This is a genomic window from Galactobacter sp., assembly GCF_022712295.1.
Classification (GTDB): domain Bacteria; phylum Actinomycetota; class Actinomycetes; order Actinomycetales; family Micrococcaceae; genus Galactobacter.
Genome location: NZ_JALAGT010000112.1, coordinates 1 through 20,137 on the forward strand (window position 1 = coordinate 1; position 20,137 = coordinate 20,137).

Genomic DNA, 20,137 nt, shown 5'->3' on the forward strand with positions numbered 1-20,137 from the left:
GGCGAAGAACCACATGCTGGTGCTGCCGGATGCTGACCTGGATCTGGTGGCTGATAATGCGATCAACGCCGGCTATGGTGCCGCGGGTGAGCGGTGCATGGCCGTGTCCGTGGTGCTGGCCGTGGAGGCCCCGCGTACTGATGGCGGGCAGGGGAGCAGTGCTGATGCGTTGATCGAGAAGATCACCGAGCGTATTTCCAACTTGAAGGTGGGTAATGGTGCCGGCCTGGGGGATGGGTCGGAGCCGGATATGGGTCCGTTGATCTCCGCACAGCATAAGGAGAAGGTCTCCGGGTTCGTGGATGTCGCTGAGGCCGATGGCGCGAAGATCGTGGTGGATGGTCGCACGTTCGCGGTGGAGGGTCATGAGGACGGGTTCTTCTTCGGTCCGACCCTGATCGATGCGATTCCGACGACGTCGAAGGCCTACACGGAGGAGATCTTCGGCCCCGTGTTGGAGGTCGTGCGGGTGTCCTCCTTCCAGGAGGGTGTGGATCTGATCAATTCGGGTCGGTTCGGTAACGGGACGGCGATTTTCACCAATGATGGTGGTGCTGCTCGTCGGTTCACCGATGAGATCCAGGTGGGCATGATCGGTGTCAACGTGCCGATCCCCGTGCCGGTGGGGTATCACTCCTTCGGTGGGTGGAAGCAGTCCCTCTTCGGTGATTCCAAGGCCTACGGTGCCAAGTCCTTCGACTTCTTCACTCGGGAGAAGGCCGTGACCACCCGCTGGGTGGACCCGGCCAAGCACGGCGGCATCAACCTCGGCTTCCCCATCACCGACTGAGAAACCGTCCCAGGGCAGAGAACGGGTGGCCCGGACCGCAAGGTCCGGGCCACCCGAACCTGAACCGAGGCACCCAACCCGGGCACACGCCGTCGGGCACAAGAAAACACCACCGGGACCGGCCCCACACGGTCGGTCCCGAACCGCCTACCAGGACACCACCTGACAGGCGGCCCATAACGCGAGACACTGAACGCAAACAACCTGAGGCAGGAGTCATCATGACCGCCATCGACGAGACCACCGTCTCCCAGGACCTCATCGACGAAGGCAAGCGCGCCTACGAACTCGACCGCGCACACGTCTTCCACTCGTGGCAGGCCCAGGGCAAGTTCAACCCCATGACCATCATCAAGTCCGAGGGATCCTACGTCTGGGACGGTGAGGGCAACCGCCTCATCGACCTTTCCTCGCAGCTGGTCAACACCAACATCGGCCACCAGCACCCCAAGGTCGTTGCCGCCATCCAGGAGCAGGCCGCCAAGATCTGCACCATCAACCCGGCGCACGTCAACGCTGCCCGTTCCGAAGCCGCACGCCTCATCACCGAGCGCACCCCCGGCGACCTCAACCACGTGTTCTTCACCAACGGTGGCGCCGACGCGGTGGAGCACGCGGTGCGCATGGCCCGCCTGCACACCGGCCGCCAGAAGGTCCTCTCCGCCTACCGCGGCTACCACGGTGGCACGCAGCTGGCCATCAACATCACCGGCGACCCCCGCCGCTTCGAGAACGACTACTCCTCCGAGGGCACCGTGCACTTCATGCCGGCCTACCTCTACCGCTCCTACTTCGGTGCAACCACCGAGGCGGAGGAGACGGAGCGGGCGCTTCGTCACCTTGAGGACATGATCACCCTGGAGGGCGCGCAGAACATCGCCGCCATCATCCTCGAGACCATCCCCGGCACCGCAGGCATCTACGCACCGCCGGCCGGCTACCTCGAGGGCGTGCGCGAACTCGCCACCAAGTACGGCATCATCTACATCGCCGACGAGGTCATGGCTGGATTCGGCCGGACCGGCAAGTGGTTCGCCGTGGAGAACTTCAACGTGACCCCGGACCTGATGACCTTCGCCAAGGGCGTCAACTCCGGCTACGTCCCGCTGGGTGGTGTCGCGATCTCCGACGCCATCTTCGAGACGTTCCGCGACCGCCCCTACCAGGGTGGCCTCACCTACTCCGGCCACCCCCTCGCCACCGCGGCCTCCGTGGCCACCATCGAGGCCATGGCGGAGGAAGGCACCGTGGAGAACGCCGAGCGCCTGGGTCGGGAGATCATCGGCCCCCGGTTGGCTGAGCTGAAGGAGAAGCACCCCTCTGTGGGCGACGTCCGCGGTCTGGGTGCCTTCTGGGCCATCGAGCTGGTCAAGAACCGTTCCACGAAGGAGCCGATGGCCGCCTACGGTGGATCCTCCCCGGAGATGAATGAACTCGTCGCCGCGATCAAGGCCCGCGGTGTCCTCCCGTTCAACAACTTCAACCGCATCCACGTGGTTCCTGCGTTGAACATCCCGGACGAGGTGCTGATCCAGGCTCTGGACGTCATCGACGAGGCGCTGGCCGTGACGGACGCCTACGTGACCGAGTGACCTGCTTGACCCGCTGACGTAGCTACGGCTCCAAGCCACAACGACGGTGCCCACTGCACAGTGGGCACCGTCGTTGTGGCTTCTGCCCGTTTTTGGGTGACGGCTCCCCGCAATGCTGCGCAACACAATCACGCTTTCGTTGGCGCATCTCGGCGCGCCGTCGTAAGGTTGGCCACAGAGTGAACGTGCTCCGGGGTCGGTGAAAGTCCGAGCCGGCGGTGAAAGTCCGCGACCCTCACCCCATATGGGAGAGGTTGATCCGGTGAAATTCCGGGACCGACGGTTAAAGTCCGGATGGGAGGCGCGCGATACCTCGGTGCATGCCGTCATCCGTGGCGGAAACGCCGAGGGAACTCATGCATCCCCGGGGCCTGAAAGAAGGACCCATGGAGCAGGGCACACGCTGGTTACCGCGTGTAACAGCACCCGTCATCCTCGCCGTCATTCTGCTCGGCGGCTGGGAATTGGTGGTGCGCAGCGGAAGCATCAGCGAGTCCTTCCTGCCCGCTCCCTCCCACCTTGTCCTCCGCTTCCGGGACGAATTGGCCCACGGTGACCTGCTCAACTATGCAGGGACCACCCTGGTCGAGGCCCTGTACGGCACCCTGATCGCGGTGCTGATTGCCGTCCCACTCGGCTATCTGATCGCCCGGATACACTGGGTCGACCTCGCCGTCACCCCCTACGTCACTGCGTCTCAGGCCATCCCCGCCGTGGCCGTGGCACCGCTGTTGGCACTGTGGCTCGGGTATGGCATGTTCCCCATCGCTCTACTGTGCGCGGTGGTGGCGTTCTTCCCGATGTTGATCACCACGGCGCTCGGCGTGCGCCATCTCCCGAAGGACGTCCTCGAGGCAGCGCGCCTGGACGGCGCGGGCTGGTGGCAGTCGCTGGTGTGGGTCGAGGCGCCCTTGGCCATGCCGAGCGTCCTGGCCGGCGTCCGGGCAGGCATAGCGCTGTCCGTGACCGGTGCCGTGGTCGGTGAGTTCACCATGGGCGGCGAGGGCCTCGGCCTGCTGCTCACGGTCTTCCGCGACGCCAATGACACCGAGGGCATGTTCGCGACCCTCATCATGCTGGCGGGCATGGCGGTCCTGTTGTTCACCGTCATCCGAGTCGCGGAGGCCGCGGCCGGCATGCGCACACGCCTCAGGGCACGTGAACGTCATCAAGATCCAGTGCCCGACGACGATCTGCAGCCCATCGGCGACGCCGCCTGAGCGCCGCCTCCGGTGCCTACGGCACCGACCCCTGAACCGTTCCCCCCTCATCGACTCCCATCCCCCTGACGTGTTAAGGACCCTCCGATGATCCGTACAGCCCGTACTCCCAGCATCAAGCGCTTCACCGTCGCGGCAACCGCGGTGGCCCTGTCCGGCCTCATGCTGGCCGGTTGCCAGGGCAAGGGTGCCTCCGAAACCGGCGACTCCATGACGGTGGGCCTGACCTATACCCCCAACGTGCAGTTCGCTCCGTTCTATGTGGCGGAGGACCTCGGCTACTTCGACGACGAGGGCGTGGACGTGGATCTGCGTCACCACGGTCAGAGCGAGGATCTCTTCGGCGCCATGAAGTCCGGCAAGGAACAGCTGGTCTACGCCAGCGGCGACGAGATCACGCAGGCGGCCGCAGGCGGCACCGACGTGGTGTCCGTTGCGACGCTGTACAACACGTACCCGGCGGTGCTGATCACCAAGCAGGACTCGGGGATCGAGTCCGCCAAGGACCTGAAGGGCAAGACCGTGGGCGTCCCAGGCCTCTACGGGCAGACCTACCTCGCGCTGCTGGCCATGTTGGATGATGCGGGGCTGAGCCAGGACGACGTGAAGATCCAGGCCGTGGGTTACACGCAGCAGGCCGCACTCACCTCGGACCGCGTGGATGCCGTGATGGGCTTCTCCAACAATGAGGCCGTCCAGTTCAAGGCCGCCGGTATGAAGATTCGCGTCATCGATGCGGTGGACGCGAAGAACCCACAGTTGGTGGGCCCCTCCGTCGGCTCCGATTCGAAGACCATCAAGGACAACGGCAAGGACGTCACCAAGGTCCTCACCGCGGTGGACAAGGCCATTGACTACATGGAGGAGCACCCGGAGGAGACCGTGGACATCGCGGCCAAGTACGTGCCCACGCTGAAGTCCGACGAGCAGAAGGAACAGGCGCTCGCCACTCTGAAGGCCACGCTGCCGCTCATGGAAGCGGACGGCGACGCGCCCCTGCTGACCAATGATGCCGAGAAGTTCTCCACGATGGCCACCTTCATGGAGGATGCAGACATCATCGACAAGGCCGTGGATCCCAAGAGCCTCTACACCAACGACCTGCTGCCGTGAGGAGCGCCCGCTCGTAACGCAGCGTTGAGCACAGGGTGGATTCTGGGAAGGACACCGGCCCACGGCATAACGTGGTGACACGTGTCCACCTCCATCCTCGCCATCACCGTGCTCCTGCTGGTGATCGGAGCCATTTCTCAGCGCGTGGCCGGTCTCGGGTTCGCCATGGTGGCTTCGCCCTTCCTCGTGTTGGTGCTTGGCCCACACCAGGGCGTGGTGCTCACCAACGTCTGCGGCGTGGCCTCCTCCTGCCTGGTGATCTTCTCCGTCTTCCGCTTCATCGAATGGAGGAAGTTCACCTGGCTGCTGATCCCGGCATTGGTCGGCTCCTTCGTGGGTTCGTGGGGCGCAGCGGTACTGCCGTCCGGCCCGCTCGGGATCCTGGTGGGCGGGACCGTCTTGCTTGCGCTGGTCTTGTCCTCGCTGCTGGCCTGGCGTGGATACCGCTTACAAGGCACGGGACCACAACGCGGCGTGACCGGGTTCTTCGCCGGTCTGTCCAATTCGCTCTCCGGGGTCGGCGGGCCCGTTCTCACGGCCTATGCCGAACTCACCCAGTGGCCGCAGCGGCACTTCGCGGCGATGCTGCAACCCTTCTTCATCGTCACCGGGATCTTCTCTGCTGCCACCAAGGTCTGGATGGACCCTTCCACCTGGCCCCACTTCGACGCGTGGCAGTGGGCCGTGCTGCTGGTCGCCGTGGTGAGCGGAGTGTGGATCGGTAACGTGGTGGCGCCTCACGTGAAGGACTACATCGCCAGACGCATTGTGCTGACCTTGGCCGTCGTCGGCTCCGTCATGGCCGTGGTCAAGGGCATCACAGACCTCACCTGACCGGAAACACCGCGCCGAGATGGCACCATGGAACACGTGGAAACCACCCGAGAACGTCCGTCCTTCACCACCCGTGTCACCAACGGGCTGGCGGCGTTCAGGCAGGGTCTGCGAGATGGGCTGCCGTTCCCGTTGTGGTGTCAGGGCGCGCTGGAGGCGTTGCAGGCCTGGATCCTGTCCCTGATCGTGGTGTTCGTCCCGGCGCTCGCCGCTTGGTACGGCAAGGCCTTCAACGACGCCACGTGGATGGATTCCCTGAAACTCGGCGGCCAGTGGTGGCTCACCGCTCATGGAGTGCCACTGGTCCGCAACGCTGATGTGGCGGATCCTGGCGGAGTGCTCTGGTTCGTTCCTCTGGGCCTCACGTTGATCCCGTTCCTGCTGTGCGTGCGTGCCGGTAGACGGCTTGCACGGGCGTCATGGTCCAACCAGTTGTGGCAGCCCATCGCCGGGGCAGCCGTGATCTACGCGCTGGGCGGCCTGGGCGTCGGCCTCTTCGGCCGGACCCCGGAGACCAGCGCCCCATGGTGGGCCGCGCTGACCATCCCGCTGGCGGTGGCCGTGGCCGGGATGATCGTCGGTGCCCGACGGGAGGCCGGCAGCTTCTCGCGTCTCATCGGCTTCGATGCCGCAGAACGCGTGCGGCAGGCCTCCCAGTTCTATCGCTGGGCCGGTTCCTACGTTTGGGCCGTGGTGAGGGCCGGACTGGTCGGCGCCTTGTCCGCCTTCGGGCTCGCAGCACTGCTCCTGGTGGTGTGGGGATTCATCCACTGGACCGACGTGGTGGACGGCGGATTGCAACTCTCGCCCGGAGCCGTCGGCTCTGCCGTGATCATGTTGGGACAGATGGCCTACCTGCCCAACCTGGTGGTGTGGGTCCTGGCCTACTGCAGCGGTGGCGGCCTGACCCTCGGAGAGCCCAGCTTCGTTTCACCGTTCGAATCATCGGTGGGCCCCATGCCCTCCTACCCGATTCTGGAGCTTCTGCCCACCGGAGGGCCACATTGGTGGGTGCTCGCGCTGCCCGTCGTCGCAGGGATCGCGGCCGGCTGGTGGTTCCTCCGCGAGGGAGAGAACCACTTGGAGGAGTGGGCTGAGATCCGCACCTCTCCGCGCTGGCTGGCGCTGACCTGGTCAACCCTGGTGCTCGGGATCGTGGTGGCCCTGGTGTCAACCGTGCTGGTGGCCTTGGCGTTCGCGCTGACATCCGGTTCGCTGGGCGTCGGTGTGTTCACCTACTTCGGACCGTCGCTGCTGAACTCCACGCTGTTCCTCGGCGCGGAGATGGCCGTGGGAACCATGCTCGGCTACCTCATTGCACCGCTGTTCGAGCGGGACCCGGTGCTTGACGCCTGAGTTCGCTCCGCACGTCGGGCACAAGATCACCAGGCATGGCGACCCCGGGCCCGGCGGCCAAGCCCGACGCGGAGGACCGTCATGAAGCAGGGGAGGACGGCGGTTCTGCATCGCGCCGATAGAATGGCGCCCATGCGCGTCGTCACCCTCGTCTCCGGATCAGGAACCAACTTCCAAGCAGTCTTGGATGCCGCGACTGCCGGTCTGCTCCCTGACGTCGAGATCGTGGCCGTCGGCGCCGACAAGCCGGACACCGGGGGAGTGGCCCGCGGCGTTGCCTTCGGCGCGGAGGGTTTCGTGGTCTCCCCAGCGGACTACGCAAGCCGTGCCGAGTGGGATGAGGCACTGGCCGCCAAGGTGGCCTCCTACCAGCCGGATCTGGTGGGGGCCGCCGGATTCATGAAGATCCTCGGCGCCGCCTTCCTGGACTGTTTCGGCGGACGCACCCTGAACACTCACCCTGCCCTGCTGCCGGCCTTCCCCGGCGCCCACGGCGTGCGGGATGCCATGGCTTACGGCGTGAAGGTCACCGGCTGCACCATCCATTGGGTGGATGCCGGAGTGGACACCGGCCCCATCATCGACCAGACGCCCGTGCGCATCGAGGCCGGGGAGACCGAGGAACACCTCCACGAGCGCATCAAGGTGGAGGAACGCAGGCTGCTGGTGGACACCATCGCGGCGCTCGCTTCGGGCTCGATGGCCTTCCCCGCCTGAACGACTCTTGATGGCAGTATCCGCAAATGCGAGCACGGTTCGTGCTCGCATTTGCGGATACTGCCATCAGGTGAGATCGGTGCCCTTCGTCTCAGGGGACACGAACAGCATGGCCACGATCGCCACGGCCACCAGGATCAGCGCGACCGTGAAGCAGGCCGTCAGGCCGAAGTTGGGCCATGCCCAGGCGAAGACCAACGGCCCAACGCCGGCACCGAGCCGGGACATGGTGGAGGCCCACCCGAAGCCCGATGCCCGCAGGTGGGTGGGGTAGAGCTCGGACACGTAGGCGTAGAGCACTGGGATCGCGACCTGGATCAGGGCACCGAACACCAACAGCCAGATCACGGCCGTGCTCGGGTTGTTCAGTGCCGCGGCCACGACCACCAGGAGCACCGCGGACAGGGGAGCGGACACGGCCAGCAGGAGCTTGCGGCCCAGCTTCTCCACCAACAACGCCGCGACGACCACGCCCACCAGGCCTGCCGCAGCCATCCCCGCGCCCGAGATCAGTGCGGCCGTCTGTTGCAGCCCCGCCTCGGTGAGAATGGTGGGCATCCAGTTCAGCGCCAAATAGTAAACCAATAGCACGGTCAGGAAGAGCGCCCAGCTCACCGCGGTGATGCCCGGTGCCTCGCGCCAGAGCCGCCCCAACTGGACCAGCCAGGCTGGCACCTTGGTTGCGGCCCGCGGCTTCTCCGCCACGACCTCGTAGTCCACCGGCGTCGCGCCGGTGCGGGCCACGAGGCCGTCCACCACGGCGCGTGCCTCGGACTCCTGCCCGCGGGAGGCCAAGTAGAGCGGGGACTCGGGCACAGAGCGTCGGACCCAGAACACCAGCAACGCCGGCAGGATCATGACGGCCAGCGACCAGCGCCAGGTCCCGGTCAGAGCCAGCAACCAGGCGGAGACGAAGAAGGCGCAGGCGGCGCCAATGGGCCACCACCCATCCATGGCGGTGAGCACCTTGCCCCGCGCGGAACGAGGCGTGAACTCGCCCACCAGGGCGTAATCCACCGGGATGCAGCCGCCCAACCCCACACCGGCCAGGAACCGGCACAGGGTGAAGACCCAGAACGTGGGGGACAACGCACCCAGCGCCGTGAACACGGCGAAGATCAGCAGTGTCCACGTGAACGCCTTGCGGCGGCCCACGCGGTCGGCGATGGTTCCCCAGAGCACGGCGCCCACGGCCATGCCGACCAGGTTCGCGGTGCTCAACAGCGCAGCGGTGGCGCGGGGAAGGTCCCATTCCGCCATGACACCGGGGATGAGGGCGCCGTTGAGGGTGACGTCCCAGGCATCGAACATGAAGCCCAGGCCGCCGATCACGAAGATGCGGCCCTGAACACCCCAGCGGAAGGGGAGGGACTGGACCACATCGTCAGAGGTGGGCAGTCCGGCCCGGACGGACGAATTCGAGGATGACATGAGCCATATCTTTCCAGCGTCGGCGTGTTCTCCACAGGTCAGCGGGGATTCTCTTCCGCGTGAGGTGAGTCACTTGTAGGCTCTGGTCATGGGACTCGATTGGACGGCCCTGGAAGAAGGGCTCAGACGCACCGCATATCGCCAGGCCTCCGTGGTCATCGGCGCGCACCCGGAACACCACTTCTACGGGGTCGCCCTCCACGGGGTCCCCACGGATGCGGCAGAACCTCTGGTGCTGCCCGTCCTGGCGCTGAACTCCGAGGAGGCCCTGGTCCGGGACCTGTCCGAGGAGGACGCCCCGATCCCGGAGGAGGAACCCGAGCCCGAGGAACGCTTCAGCGAAGACGCCCCGGAAGAACCCCTGGACGGCTCCGACCCCGCGGAACCGGACGAGGAGGAGGACGACGAGGACGAGGACCTCGATTCGGTCGCGGAGGAACCCGATGTTCCCTCCGACGACGGCGCGGTCGGCTTCTACTCCCGCCGCTGGGACCCGGTGGATTGGCACTGGAACGCCCTGGACCTGGTGGACGAGGCCGCCGCCGGGGTCTGGGAGCGCGCGCTCGCCGCAGAGGCCGACGCCTCCGGCTGGCAGCCCACTGCCTATCACTTCTACGAGGTCATGGTCTCGGTCATGCGGCAGGTCCGTGAGGATCTGACCAGGGAGACCGGCAAGGAACTGGTCTGCTTCGTCGCAGACGATGACCACGCAGAGCGCTTGCTGCGCGCCTGCCTGACCTCGCGGCAGTTGGCCGAGCATTTCCCGGAGCTCATCGAGCCGCTACTGGCTTAGCCGGCTTAGCCGGCTTAGCGGGCTTAGCCGGCGGTCCAATGGCCGACGGCGGTGGCCGGGTTCGTCGCGGTCCGGCAGGATCGGCGCCGGATGGGTGCCGGGGACGGCACTTCCGGTGCCGTGGCAGATGTCGGGGAGACCGGTCGTCGGGCACGAGGTCACGATCTGGGGCCACGCGCATGCGGAAAGTAGACTGGGCGACGACCCCACCCCATACCTCTCGCAGGAGCTTGATCCGTGAGCCAGACCGTGCTCGACCGTGTGCCGCTGAAGCGGGCCCTCATTTCCGTCTACGACAAGACCGGGTTGGAGGAACTCGCCACGGGCCTCCACGAAGCCGGCGTCTCCATCGTCTCCACCGGTTCCACCGCGGGTCGCATCGCGGCCGCGGGTGTCCCAGTGACCGAGGTTGCCGACCTCACCGGCTTCCCTGAGTGCCTCGAAGGCCGCGTGAAGACCCTGCACCCGCGCGTGCACGCAGGCATCCTCGCCGACCGCCGCAAGGAGGACCACGTCCGTCAGCTCGAGGAGCTGGGCGTGGAACCCTTCGATCTGGTGGTCGTGAACCTCTACCCGTTCGTCGAGACCGTGCGCTCCGGCGCCGACCAGGACGCCGTCGTTGAGCAGATCGACATCGGCGGACCCTCCATGGTTCGGGCTGCCGCCAAGAACCACCCGTCGGTGTCCGTGGTCGTGAATCCGGAGTCCTACGGTGACGTCGTCGAGGCCGCCAAGTCCGGCGGATTCGACCTGAAGACCCGTCGTCGGCTGGCCTCGCTGGCCTTTGCACACACCGCAGCGTACGACACCGCGGTGGCCAAGTGGACCGCGGCCCAGTTCGGAGATCCGGAGGCAGAAGAGACCCCGGCCTTCCCGCCCTACGCCGGCCTGGCGCTGGAGCGTTCCGAAGTGCTCCGGTATGGCGAGAACCCGCATCAGGCCGCCGCCCTTTACGCCGAGGTGGACGGCATCCCGGGTGTGGCCCAGGCCGAGCAGCTGCACGGCAAGGCCATGAGCTTCAACAACTACCAGGATGTGGACGCTGCCGTTCGCGCCGCCTACGACTTCGCCGACCCGGCCGTCGCGATCATCAAGCACGCCAACCCCTGCGGCATCGCCGTGGCCACCCCCGGCGCTGCCGACCCGATCGCCGACGCCCATGCCAAGGCCCATGCCACCGACCCGGTCTCCGCCTTCGGCGGCGTCATCGCCGCCAACCGTGTGGTGACCGCCGGGATGGCCGCCACCGTCAAGGGCATCTTCACCGAGGTCGTCGCCGCACCCGGCTTCGAGCCCGAGGCGCTGGAGATCCTCTCCGCCAAGAAGAACATCCGCCTGCTGCAGCTGCCCGAGGGCTTCGAACGCGACACCGTGAACCTGAAGCCCATCTCCGGCGGTGCGCTGGTGCAGCAAGCCGACCAGATCGACGCCGCCGGTGACGATCCGGCCAACTGGACCCTGGCCACCGGTGAGGCCGCGGACGCCGAGACGCTGGCCGACCTGGTCTTCGCCTGGCGCGCCATCCGTTCCGCCAAGTCCAACGCCATCCTGCTGGCGCATGACGGTGCAGCCGTCGGTATCGGCATGGGCCAGGTCAACCGCGTGGACTCCTGCCGCCTGGCCGTGGAACGCGCCAACACCCTGGGTGTGAAGGTCGAGTCCGACGTGGACTCCGCCGGCGGCGCTCAGGCCGGGGACGCCGCTTCCGAGGAGCGTGCCCGCGGTGCGGTAGCCGCTTCCGACGCGTTCTTCCCCTTCTCCGACGGCCCGCAGGTGCTGATCGACGCCGGCGTCAAGGCCATCGTCCAGCCGGGTGGGTCCGTGCGTGACGAGGAGACCATCGAGGCCGCCAAGGCCGCCGGAGTCACCATGTACCTGACCGGGGAGCGTCACTTCTTCCACTGAGTTTCTGCTGTCTCACTGAGACTCTGTGGAGCCGGGCGCCCGCATGGCGTCGGTCGAATTGCACAACGTCGGTGCTGATGTAGTCATCAGCACCGACGTTGTGCGTTTTCACCGACATCCTGCTCCGCCGGGTCGGGTGACGGGAGTGGGGTGATGAGATAAGGGGCAGTGTGGTTCAGCGGCGGGCGTGCCTGGCCTCCGGAACCACCAGTGGGGTCCCAGTTGCCGGATCCTCCACCACGCGGCACCTCAGACCGAAGACCTCGTGCACCAGCTCCGCGGTGACCACGTCCGCCGGGGTTCCCTGGTCCACCACGGCCCCGTCCTTCATGGCGATCAGGTGGGTGGCGTAGCGGGTGGCGTGGTTGAGGTCGTGCAGTACGGCGACCAGGGTGCGGCCCTCCTCATGGAGGTCGGCGAAGAGGTCCAACAGGTCGATCTGGTGGGCGATGTCCAGGAATGTGGTCGGCTCGTCCAACAGCAGCAGATCGGTCTCCTGAGCCAACGCCATGGCGGCCCAGACACGTTGTCGCTGGCCGCCGGACAGTTCCTCGACCCGGCGTTCTGCCAGTTCGGAGACATTGGTGGCGGCCATGGCGGTCTGCACGGCCGTGTGGTCGGCATCCGACCACTGCTTGATGAAGCCCTGGTGCGGGTAGCGACCGCGGCTGACCAGGTCCTCAACGGTGATGCCTTCCGGAGCGGTGGAGCTCTGCGGCAGTAGCCCCACGATCCGGGCCGCTTCCTTGGGGCGGTACTGGTGCAGGTTCTTGCCGTCAAGGACGATCTTGCCCCGGGTCGGGGTCAGCAGCCTGGAGAGGGAGCGCAGCAGCGTGGATTTGCCGCAGGCGTTGGGGCCCACGATCACGGTGAACGACTGATCCGGGACCGAGACGGTCAGGTCCCGGGAGATGACCCGGTTCTCGTAGGCCAGGGTGACATCCTGGGCCTGCAGTCTGGAGTGGGTGGTGGCCATCAGAGTTTCTTCCTGGCTTCCTGGATCAAGAGGACGATGAGGTAGATGCCGCCGATCACCACGGTGACGATGCCGACGGGGGGACCTCATTGGGCATGAGGTGCTGACCGACGACGTCGGCGATCAGTAGCAGGGCGGAACCCATCAGGGCGGAAGACCCAACGGGAATGCCGGGGGAGCGGACCACGCGGCGGGCGATCTGGGGTGATACGAGGGCGATGAAGGCGATCGGTCCTGCGATGGCCGTGACGATGGCGATCAGTGCCACCCCGACCACCAGGACCACGATCCTGGTGCCTTCAGTGCGCACGCCGTGCGCCAGCGCGGCGTCGTCGCCCATTTCCAACTGCCGCAGCGGCGGGATCAAGAAGAACGTGATGAGAGCCAATAGGGCCAGAGGCACCACTGCGATGCCCAGATCCTTGAAGGTGACCACGTCGAGAGCGCCTGCGCCCCAGAGGTTCGCGGACATCGCGACCTCGGTCTTGGCCCGCAGCAACAGGAACGTGTTGAGCGAGGAGAGCATGGCCGTCACTGCGATGCCGACGATGATGAGACGGAAGCCCTGGACGCCGCCGCGCCAGGCCAGCAGGTAGACGATCGCTGCCGTGGCCAGCCCGCCGAGCAAGGCGCCCACAGACATGGACATGACCGAGCCGCCGACCACGGTCAGGGCGATGATGGCGCCAGTGTAGGCACCGGTGGAGAAGCCGATGATGTCGGGGGAACCGAGCGGGTTGCGCGTCAGGGTCTGGAACAGCGCACCGGAGGCGGCCAACGCGGCGCCGAACATGATGGCGCCGAGGATCCTCGGCAGCCGCCACTGCACCACCACCGTGGAGGCGAAGCCGTCGTTGCCGCCCAGGGCATGGATCACCTCGGGGATGGAGAGCGCGAGGTCGCCCAGGCCCATGGCGACGACCGCGACCAGTGCGGTGATCACGGCGAGGACGGCTCCCACCCACAGCGACCGACGAGTGGGGCGCAGGCCCAGTCCGGGAAGCCGGAGATGGACCCGCGGGCTGGTGCTGTTGGCGCGGCTCACAGGCTGCTCGCACGTGAGCGACGGACCAGGAGGATCAGCACGGGGGCTCCGACGAAAGCCGTGACGATGCTGACCTGCATCTCACCCGAGCCCAGGATGACGCGGCCCACCACATCCGCTGCCAGGACGAGCACCGGTGCAAGGAAGACGGAGTAGGCCACGAGCCAGCGCTGATCCGGACCCACGATCCAGCGGGCGATGTGAGGGATCATGAGCCCGACGAACGCGATGGGGCCTGCCAGCGCCGTGGCGCCGCCCGCCAACAAGGTGATCGCGAGGATGCACAGCACGCGGGTGCGGAGGACGTTGGCGCCGAGTGACCGAGCCAGGTCGTCGCCCAGTGCCACGGCGTTGAGCGAACGTGACAGGTAGATCGCCAGGGCCAGGCCGACCACCACGAAGGGCGAGATGACCTGGAGGGTCTCCCAGCCGCGGTCGGCCAGGTTGCCGGCCTCCCACGCCCGCATGGCGTCGAACCCCTTGGGATCCGCCAGCACCATGGCTGAGGTGATGCCGGTGAGGACCGCGCCGAGGGCCACGCCGGCCAGGGTGATGCGGGCCGGGCTGACCTGACCGCGGCCGGCAGCTCCGATCAGGTAGACCATGACGGTGGTGACAAGGGCACCGAGGAAGGCGAACCAGACGTAACCGAGCGGAGCCGTGATGCCCAGGACGCCGACCGCGAGGGCCACAGCGAACGCGGAACCTGCGTTGACGCCCAGGATGCCTGGGTCGGCCAGCGGGTTGCGGGTCACGGCCTGGATGAGTGCGCCGGCCACGCCGAGGGCAGCGCCGACCACCAAGCCGAGTACGGTCCGGGGAACTCGGAGCGAGACGACCGCGTCGGCATCCGGCCCGCTGACCTGACCGAGCAGGGCCTGGATCACTGTGGGGAAGGACACGTTTCGTGCGCCGATGCCGAGGCTCAGCGCGATCACCAGGAACAGCGCTGCCGCGACGAGGATCAGCCCGAGCGTGCGGCGGGTGACGCGGGCGCGCGTGGGGGGGGAACGACGTCGGACAGCGAGGTCGGTGGTGGTTCGGCGACGTCCGTTGGAGGAGACGAAGGTGTAGTGGTCATCGCGGTCAAGTGTAGGGTGTGCTCACGACAATGGGGTACGGGTGCATTACTCAATGACGAGGATTTGGGTACCCCGACCCTTCGCTTTCCGCCCTGAGCAGGGTGAATGAGGAGTGACGAAGTGAAAATTTTGAGGAAATTCTCCGCGCTGGCGGTGGTGGCAGCACTGGCCCTGACCGGCTGCTCGGGGTCAGACAAGGGCGACGACGCGGGTTCCGGTTCCGCGGCCGCCGGGTCCGGATCGTTCCCCCAGACGATCGAGACGGCCTTTGGCGACGTGACCATCGAGTCCCAACCCAAGCGCGTTGTCGCCCTGGGCTGGGGAGATGCCGAGGTGGCGCTGGAACTCGGAGTGCAGCCCGTGGGCGCCTCCGACTGGTTGGAGTTCGGCGGCGACGGTGTGGGTCCCTGGGCCGAGGATGCCTATGACGAATCCCCGACCATCATCGATACGTTGAAGCCCAACTACGAGGAGATCGGCAAGCTGGAGCCGGACCTGATCCTCGATGTGAAGTCCTCCGGCGACAAGAAGCGCTACGAGAAGCTGAAGCAGATCACCCCCAACGTGATCGCCATCCCCGAGGGCAGCGAGAACTACCTCACCGAGATGGACCAGCAGGTGGATTCCATCTCCAAGGCCCTCGGCGTGCCGGACAAGGGTGAGGAGCTGCTGAAGAACGTGGACGACGCCTACGCCAAGGTTGCCGACGAGCACCCCGAATGGAAGGCCAAGACGGTCACCGCAGCCACCAAGACGTCAGAGGGTTGGGGCGCCTACATCGAGGGTGGTTCCCGCCTGGACACCCTGAAGAAGCTGGGGCTGAAGCAGAACCCCACCATCGCAGGGCTCCCCGTGGATGAATCCGGCTTCAGCGTGAAGATCTCCTCGGAGAACTTGGATCAGATGGAAGCCGATCTGATCGTTGCCTTCCCGATCTACATCGACACCAAGGAGATCACCGACGACTCGCAGTGGAAGAAGCTCAAGGCGGTGAAGGAGGGTCACACGGTAGTCATCGACGGTGACGTGTCCTCCGCCTACTCGCTCGGAACTCCGGGTGCCTCCATGTACGCGCTGGACAAGCTGACCCCCATGCTGGAGAAGGCGCTCCCGGCCGAGGGCTGACCACCGTGGCGCACACTCAGCGGTGCGTTGACACACATGGCGGTGTGGATCCTGAGATCCACACCGCCATGTGTGCCTCTGCACCGCAATTTGTGCAGAGGACAGGGAGGAAAGGCCGGGTCAGGCGGTGGCGACCAGGTGCTGCAGGGCACCCGTCACCGTCGGCAGGGCTGCGGCCCCATCCAGCCCTGACCCTGCAGCTTCCACGACGCGAATGCTGTCCAGCACCTGCAGCCCTTCCCGGAAGGCCGCCGCCACGGTGGGGTCGGTGAGCACCTTGCCCAGTTCGGCCACCAGGACTTCCCCGGAAAGCCCGACGCGGTGGGCCGCAGTCACGACGGAATGGGCCAGTTCCGCTCCGGCGTCGCGGGCGATGCCCGCTGCCACCTCGTCCACCCCTGCCAGCGCCGTCACCCGGCGCGCGTAGGAGGCCATCAGGCGAACCCGGTCGGGGTCGTTCTGGATGCCCACGTAGGCGGAGGTCAGATCCGGGTAGTCGCCGCGGAAATCCTCGGTCAAGGCGGTGGCAGGGCCGCGCCCGTCAACGTGCCGCATCACGGCGCGCCAGCCGTTCTTACCGATGGCGAAGCCTGACCCGTCGTCCCCCAGGAAGTACCCCCAGCCGTCCACCCGCGCGGTGGAGTCCGGGCCGACCCCCAGGGTGATGGACCCCGTCCCGGCCGCGACCACCACACCGTTGCGATTGCCCAGCGCGCCCAAGTACGAGGTCACCGAATCGTGTGCAACATACAGCTGCGCCACGTGGGGACGGTCCGACAATCGAGCACCTGGAACGTCCAGGGTGTCCAGCAGCTCGCGGATCTCGCGGGCGAGGCCAGGAACGTCGGCCACGCCGGTGCTGCCGATGGCCACGATCACCCCCTGGGGCTGCGCGCCAAGGTGCCCCAACTGACGGACCACGTATCGGGTCAGCTGCGGGGCCAGCGGTTCCGAGGTGCGTACGCCGGGGTATTCGGACGGCTCCGCGGCGAGGGTGGCCCCGGCGGGCACGTCCACGCGGATCCGCACTCCGGTCTGTCCGGCGTCGACGGCGATGACTGGCAGGGGCACGAGTGCCCTCCTTCGTGAGGTCGTGAGGTTGTGAGCGCGACGCTCCATCCTATACGTGACACTCACCACGGGGGTGGAAGGACTTCCTCTGAAATGCTCACCCGCGCAGCAGTTCCACCACCAGACCGGTCGCGATCACGAACATGATCAGGGCGATGACACCGTCCAGGATCCGCCAGGTCCACGGCTTTGCCAGCACGGGCCGCAGCAGGCGGGCGCCGAAGCCCAGCGCGAAGAACCAGATCCAACTACCCAGACAGGCACCGAGCGCAAAGACCCATTTGTCTTCCCCGAAGCGTTGAGCCAACGAACCGATCATGACGGTGGTGTCCAGGTAGACGTGCGGGTTCAGCCACGTGAACGCCGCGATGGTTCCGAGGGCGGCCCAGAACGACGGGGACGTGGACGTGGAGGCCACGACGAGCGCCTCGGATCGGGTGGCCCTCCGCAACGCCATGGCACCGTAGACCACCAGGAAACCCACGGCCAGCAGCTGGAAGGTGACCAGCACCCATGGCGCCAGGGAGGCGACGGCCCCGATCCCGGCCACCCCGACCAGGTACAGCACGGTGTCGGAGGCGGCGCAGAAGACCACCACGGACGTCACCACGCGAGTGGGTGAAGTGGTGCCGAGTCGAAGCAGATAGGCATTCTGGGCGCCGATGGCCACGATCAGGCCCAGGACGGTGAAGAACCCCGTGGTGAGGGCAACGAGCGACATGGGATCAGGCTAGGACGCCCCGATCCAGAGCTTGACAGATCTTGAACGAAACTGTTCCTCATGAAGCTACGCTTCATCTATGGACTCGGATCCGCCCCCGCTGCCGCAGCTGGCCACCTTCGTCGCCGTACTCGACGAGGGCAGTTTCGAGGCCGCCGCGCGCTGGCTGGCCGTCTCCCCGCCCGCTGTCTCCCAGCGAATCCGCGCGCTGGAAGCCGGACTGGGGCAGGTCCTCATCCAGCGGGTCATCCCACCCGAACCCACGCGGGCGGGGCAGCGTCTGTTGCCCTACGCGCGGCGCATCCTCGCGTTGGCCGCAGAGGCGGCCAACGCCGCGCAGGGTGTCATGCTCAGCGGAGCGGTGCAGCTCCCGCTGGCCGTGAACGCGGACTCGCTCTCCACCTGGTTCATGGGCGCGCTCGCCGCGTATCCGCAGCGCGCCGAGGTCCGCTTCCACGTGGAACGCGTGGACCAGGACCTGGCTGCTCAGGCCCTGGCCTCCGGCCGGGTGCTCGGCGCGGTCAGCGCGTCGGATCAGGCCGCGCCAGGATGCGTGGCCCGCCGGCTCGGGGTCATGCGCTACGTTCCCGTGGCAGCACCTTCCTTCGTGGAGGAGCACGGCCTCAACCCGGGCCGCGCCGGTACCGGCGCCCGTCTGGAGGCCGTGCCGATGGTGGATTACGACGCGGACGACACCCTGCAACTGGACTTCCTCGAGGACTGGCTGGGCCGCAAGGCCTGTCCTTCACCCCACCGCTTCCCGGACTCGCCCGCGTTCATCCGCGCCATGGAGTCCGGGCTCGGCTGGGGGCTGATCTCCGAGGACCAGGGCCGCGAGGCCCTCGCCGCAGGTCGGCTGGTGACGTTGAGCGCCACCCGGCACCACGACGTCGAGCTCTATTGGCACCAATGGGACCTCACTACGGCCGCCGTCGAAGGATTCGGCAGACACCTGGTCGGCTACGCGGGCGCCGCGCTGCGGCGATGACGGCGTGACGCAGGCGACCCCGAATGTCGTCCAGGACACCCTGTGCCGTAGAATCGCGACTGATGCGGTCCGTCCCGCTCAAGCTGATGCCCACCACTCGTGCGCTCAGCCCGGAGAGGCCCGCATGACCACGTTGTCTTATCAGGCTTAAGGGAGATCCCAAGCGCATGGCCAAGATCATTTACACCCACACCGACGAAGCGCCGATGCTGGCGACCCACTCGTTCCTGCCCATGGTCGAGGCCTTTGCCTCCCAGGCCGGCGTCGAGGTCGAGACCCGCGACATCTCGCTGGCAGGTCGCATCATCGCCAACTTCGGCGACTACTTGAACCCCGAGCAGCGCATCGGTGACGCGCTCGCCGAACTGGGTGAGATCGCCAAGACCGCTGATGCCAACATCGTCAAGCTCCCCAACATCTCCGCCTCCGTGCCGCAGCTGAAGGCGGCCGTCAAGGAACTGCAGGCCGCCGGTTACGACCTCCCCGACTACCCGGATGACCCGTCCGGCGACGAGGAGACCGAGATCCGCGCCCGCTACGACAAGATCAAGGGCTCCGCCGTGAACCCGGTTCTGCGCGAGGGCAACTCCGATCGCCGCGCCCCGCTGAGCGTGAAGAACTACGCCAAGAACCACCCGCACTCCATGGGTGCCTGGTCCTCCGACTCCAAGACCAACGTCGCCACTATGGGCCACGACGACTTCGCCTCCAACGAGAAGTCCGTGACCCTCGACGCGGACGACACCCTCTCCATCCGTTTCACGGGCGACGACGGCTCCGTCAAGGTCCTCAAGGCCGGCCTGAAGGTCCTGGCCGGCGAGGTCGTTGACGGCACCGTGATGCACGTGGCCGAGCTGGACGAGTTCCTGCGTGCCCAGGTGGCCCGCGCCAAGGAAGAGGGCATCCTCTTCTCCGCCCACCTCAAGGCCACCATGATGAAGGTCTCCGACCCCATCCTCTTCGGCCGCGTGGTCCGCGCCTACTTCCATGAGCTCTTCGACACCTACGGCGATCAGCTGGATGCCGCGGGCCTGAACGGCAACAACGGCCTCGCCGCCATCATCTCCGGCCTCGACGAGCTGCCCGAGGACGTCCGTGAGGGCGTCAAGAAGCTCATCGAGAAGGGCTACCAGGACGGCCCCGACCTGGCCATGGTGGACTCCGCGAAGGGCATCACCAACCTCCACGTCCCCTCCGACATCATCGTGGACGCCTCCATGCCCGCCATGATCCGCACGTCCGGCAAGATGTGGAACAAGGACAACGAGCAGCAGGATGCGCTGGCCGTCATCCCGGATTCCAGCTACGCCGGTGTGTACCAGGCCGTCATCGAGGACTGCCGCGCCAACGGCGCCTTCGACCCCACCACCATGGGCGA

The 20,137-nt window shown here is 66.8% G+C and carries 18 protein-coding genes and 1 riboswitch; of the genes, 12 read left to right on the forward strand and 6 right to left on the reverse strand.

Annotated features, from left to right (window positions below; all coding sequences use genetic code 11):
- From Q0A15_RS08570 to purN, 7 genes are all read left to right on the forward strand, one after another.
- The coding region (locus Q0A15_RS08570) for an aldehyde dehydrogenase family protein (protein WP_291279111.1) at window positions 1-790 on the forward strand (790 nt) is incomplete at its 5' end.
- A gap of 221 nt (window positions 791-1,011) precedes the next feature.
- Entirely contained in the window at window positions 1,012-2,382 is a 1,371-nt protein-coding gene (locus Q0A15_RS08575) for an aspartate aminotransferase family protein (RefSeq protein WP_291279112.1), read from the forward strand.
- Window positions 2,383-2,564: 182 nt separating this feature from the next.
- Window positions 2,565-2,692, forward strand: a riboswitch (FMN riboswitch).
- A 76-nt stretch (window positions 2,693-2,768) separates the two neighbouring features.
- Window positions 2,769-3,602, forward strand: coding sequence for an ABC transporter permease (locus Q0A15_RS08580; protein WP_291279113.1), 834 nt, complete (start codon window positions 2,769-2,771; stop codon window positions 3,600-3,602).
- 87 nt (window positions 3,603-3,689) lie between these two features.
- Window positions 3,690-4,715, forward strand: coding sequence for an ABC transporter substrate-binding protein (locus Q0A15_RS08585; protein ID WP_291279114.1), 1,026 nt, complete (start codon window positions 3,690-3,692; stop codon window positions 4,713-4,715).
- A gap of 81 nt (window positions 4,716-4,796) precedes the next feature.
- Entirely contained in the window at window positions 4,797-5,549 is a 753-nt protein-coding gene (locus tag Q0A15_RS08590; RefSeq protein ID WP_291279115.1) for a sulfite exporter TauE/SafE family protein, read from the forward strand.
- Window positions 5,550-5,585: 36 nt separating this feature from the next.
- Window positions 5,586-6,905: a DUF6350 family protein gene (locus Q0A15_RS08595; protein WP_291279116.1), complete on the forward strand. Its 1,320-nt coding sequence runs from the start codon at window positions 5,586-5,588 to the stop codon at window positions 6,903-6,905.
- 132 nt (window positions 6,906-7,037) lie between these two features.
- Entirely contained in the window at window positions 7,038-7,622 is a 585-nt protein-coding gene (gene purN / locus Q0A15_RS08600; protein WP_291279117.1) for a phosphoribosylglycinamide formyltransferase, read from the forward strand.
- A gap of 66 nt (window positions 7,623-7,688) precedes the next feature.
- Here purN and Q0A15_RS08605 read toward each other — a convergent pair whose 3' ends face one another.
- Complete coding sequence (locus Q0A15_RS08605) at window positions 7,689-9,053, reverse strand: MFS transporter (protein ID WP_291279118.1); 1,365 nt, start codon at window positions 9,051-9,053, stop codon at window positions 7,689-7,691.
- An 88-nt stretch (window positions 9,054-9,141) separates the two neighbouring features.
- Here Q0A15_RS08605 and Q0A15_RS08610 point away from each other — a divergent pair, with 88 nt between their 5' ends.
- Window positions 9,142-9,846: a hypothetical protein gene (locus Q0A15_RS08610; protein ID WP_291279119.1), complete on the forward strand. Its 705-nt coding sequence runs from the start codon at window positions 9,142-9,144 to the stop codon at window positions 9,844-9,846.
- Window positions 9,847-10,083: 237 nt separating this feature from the next.
- Window positions 10,084-11,751, forward strand: a complete 1,668-nt coding sequence (gene purH / locus Q0A15_RS08615; protein WP_291279120.1) for a bifunctional phosphoribosylaminoimidazolecarboxamide formyltransferase/IMP cyclohydrolase — start codon at window positions 10,084-10,086, stop codon at window positions 11,749-11,751.
- 175 nt (window positions 11,752-11,926) lie between these two features.
- Here the strand turns inward: purH and Q0A15_RS08620 are convergent, their stop codons facing one another.
- From Q0A15_RS08620 to Q0A15_RS08630, 3 genes are read right to left on the reverse strand one after another with little or no spacing between them, the layout of a single operon-like run.
- Window positions 11,927-12,727: an ABC transporter ATP-binding protein gene (locus Q0A15_RS08620; protein ID WP_291279121.1), complete on the reverse strand. Its 801-nt coding sequence runs from the start codon at window positions 12,725-12,727 to the stop codon at window positions 11,927-11,929.
- 55 nt (window positions 12,728-12,782) lie between these two features.
- Complete coding sequence (locus tag Q0A15_RS08625) at window positions 12,783-13,772, reverse strand: iron chelate uptake ABC transporter family permease subunit (protein ID WP_291279122.1); 990 nt, start codon at window positions 13,770-13,772, stop codon at window positions 12,783-12,785.
- Entirely contained in the window at window positions 13,769-14,710 is a 942-nt protein-coding gene (locus Q0A15_RS08630; protein WP_291279123.1) for an iron chelate uptake ABC transporter family permease subunit, read from the reverse strand. Before Q0A15_RS08630 ends, Q0A15_RS08625 begins: the two co-directional genes overlap by 4 nt.
- A 264-nt stretch (window positions 14,711-14,974) precedes the next feature.
- Here Q0A15_RS08630 and Q0A15_RS08635 point away from each other — a divergent pair, with 264 nt between their 5' ends.
- Window positions 14,975-15,979, forward strand: a complete 1,005-nt coding sequence (locus Q0A15_RS08635) for an iron-siderophore ABC transporter substrate-binding protein (RefSeq protein WP_291279124.1) — start codon at window positions 14,975-14,977, stop codon at window positions 15,977-15,979.
- Window positions 15,980-16,099: 120 nt separating this feature from the next.
- On the opposite strand, the gene Q0A15_RS08640 is transcribed toward Q0A15_RS08635, so the two are convergent.
- Window positions 16,100-17,050, reverse strand: coding sequence for an N-acetylglucosamine kinase (locus Q0A15_RS08640; RefSeq protein ID WP_291279125.1), 951 nt, complete (start codon window positions 17,048-17,050; stop codon window positions 16,100-16,102).
- A 97-nt stretch (window positions 17,051-17,147) separates the two neighbouring features.
- On the reverse strand, window positions 17,148-17,771 hold the full coding sequence (locus tag Q0A15_RS08645) for a LysE family transporter (protein WP_291279126.1): 624 nt from the start codon (window positions 17,769-17,771) through the stop codon (window positions 17,148-17,150).
- A gap of 79 nt (window positions 17,772-17,850) precedes the next feature.
- On the opposite strand from Q0A15_RS08645, the gene Q0A15_RS08650 reads away from it, so the two are divergent.
- Together Q0A15_RS08650 and Q0A15_RS08655 are read left to right on the forward strand one after the other, a co-directional pair.
- Window positions 17,851-18,759, forward strand: a complete 909-nt coding sequence (locus Q0A15_RS08650) for an ArgP/LysG family DNA-binding transcriptional regulator (protein WP_291279127.1) — start codon at window positions 17,851-17,853, stop codon at window positions 18,757-18,759.
- 167 nt (window positions 18,760-18,926) lie between these two features.
- A partial coding sequence (locus Q0A15_RS08655) for an NADP-dependent isocitrate dehydrogenase (protein WP_291279128.1) occupies window positions 18,927-20,137 on the forward strand: 1,211 nt, incomplete at its 3' end.

Excerpts from the sequence above, each read along its gene's own strand:
- Q0A15_RS08620 (WP_291279121.1), bottom strand. The coding sequence starts at position 12,727 with ATGGCCACCACCCACTCCAGACTGCAGGCCCAGGATGTCACCCTGGCC.
- Q0A15_RS08605 (WP_291279118.1), bottom strand. The coding sequence starts at position 9,053 with ATGTCATCCTCGAATTCGTCCGTCCGGGCCGGACTGCCCACCTCTGAC.
- Q0A15_RS08575 (WP_291279112.1), top strand. The coding sequence starts at position 1,012 with ATGACCGCCATCGACGAGACCACCGTCTCCCAGGACCTCATCGACGAA.
- Q0A15_RS08580 (WP_291279113.1), top strand. The coding sequence starts at position 2,769 with ATGGAGCAGGGCACACGCTGGTTACCGCGTGTAACAGCACCCGTCATC.
- Q0A15_RS08610 (WP_291279119.1), top strand. The coding sequence starts at position 9,142 with ATGGGACTCGATTGGACGGCCCTGGAAGAAGGGCTCAGACGCACCGCA.
- purN (WP_291279117.1), top strand. The coding sequence starts at position 7,038 with ATGCGCGTCGTCACCCTCGTCTCCGGATCAGGAACCAACTTCCAAGCA.
- Q0A15_RS08645 (WP_291279126.1), bottom strand. The coding sequence starts at position 17,771 with ATGTCGCTCGTTGCCCTCACCACGGGGTTCTTCACCGTCCTGGGCCTG.
- Q0A15_RS08650 (WP_291279127.1), top strand. The coding sequence starts at position 17,851 with ATGGACTCGGATCCGCCCCCGCTGCCGCAGCTGGCCACCTTCGTCGCC.
- Q0A15_RS08585 (WP_291279114.1), top strand. The coding sequence starts at position 3,690 with ATGATCCGTACAGCCCGTACTCCCAGCATCAAGCGCTTCACCGTCGCG.